1 protein-coding gene is annotated in these 1,022 nt (G+C 70.5%); it reads right to left on the reverse strand.

The features are described from left to right. Positions 1-866, reverse strand: an 866-nt coding sequence (locus B9O00_RS32255) for an MCP four helix bundle domain-containing protein (RefSeq protein WP_143596453.1), incomplete at its 3' end; no start/stop codon positions are given. Between the last annotated feature and the right edge of the window lie 156 nt (positions 867-1,022).

Here is a 1,022-nt window from a genome sequence, read left to right on the forward strand (position 1 = left end):
TCCGTCGCGCCCTGCGACAGCTCCTCCGCGCTCGCCGACAGCTCCTGGCTGCCCGCCGAGACGTTGTCCGCGGCGCTCAGGGCCTCCGCGACCACCGTGCGCAGGCGCAGGACCATGTTGTTGACGTGGCCGATCAGGTCGCCGATCTCGTCGCGCGGCGCATCGTCGATCGTCCCGGTCAGGTCGCCGTTGGCGACGGCCTGCGCCAGGCTGCCGGCCCGCGCCAGCCCGCGGCTGATGCTGAAGGAGATCCAGGTGCCGGTGCCGGCGGCGATCAGCAGGGCGATCAGCACGGCACCGATCAGCTCCGAGCGGGCGTTCTCGTACTCGCCCCCGGCATCGACCTTGGCCTGGTTCATCCGCTGGTGATTGAGGTCCACCACGTCGCCGGCCTGCTTCTCGGCCTCCAGCACGTGCTGCCGGGCCTCGCCGACCGACAGCGCCACCGCCTGGTCCCTCAGGCCGCGGCGCACCAGGTCCTGGATCCGGTCCTGGACGGTCGCGTACTTCTGAACCGCGTCCTTCACCTCGGCCCACTGCGGCCGGTCCTCGGTGCTGGCGTCGGCCAGGCCGGCATCGATCAGGCCGAGCAGCTCGCGGCGCTTGTCGAGCACCTCGTTGTCGAAGCGGGCGATGTCGTCCTGGGCGGTCGCGGTGATCAGGTTCTTCTCGACGCGGACCAGCGCCAGCAGGGCGTTGGACAGCTTGAGCGAGAGCTCGACCCGCTTGGCCGGCCCGTTGACGACGTCGTCGAGCGCGCTGTTGAGCGTGCTCAGGCCGTTGACGCTGATCACGGCCGTTCCGGCGGAAAGCAGGATGATGGCGCCGAAGGCCATCGCCAGCTTCAGTTTGACGGTCACCCGCATTGCAGGGCTCCTCTAGTCATGTCGCTGCCGCGACCCGGCGTCCTGGCGAGCACACGGGTCGGCAAAGTCCGTTCCCCCCGGAAAGGCGTCGAGCAGCGCCATGGCTCAGAGCCGCTCGAAGTCGGCGTCCTGGGCGTCGGGCCCGCCGCTGGCGAG

This window comes from Tistlia consotensis USBA 355 (genome assembly GCF_900177295.1).
In the GTDB taxonomy this organism is placed as follows: Bacteria; Pseudomonadota; Alphaproteobacteria; order Kiloniellales; family DSM-21159; genus Tistlia; species Tistlia consotensis.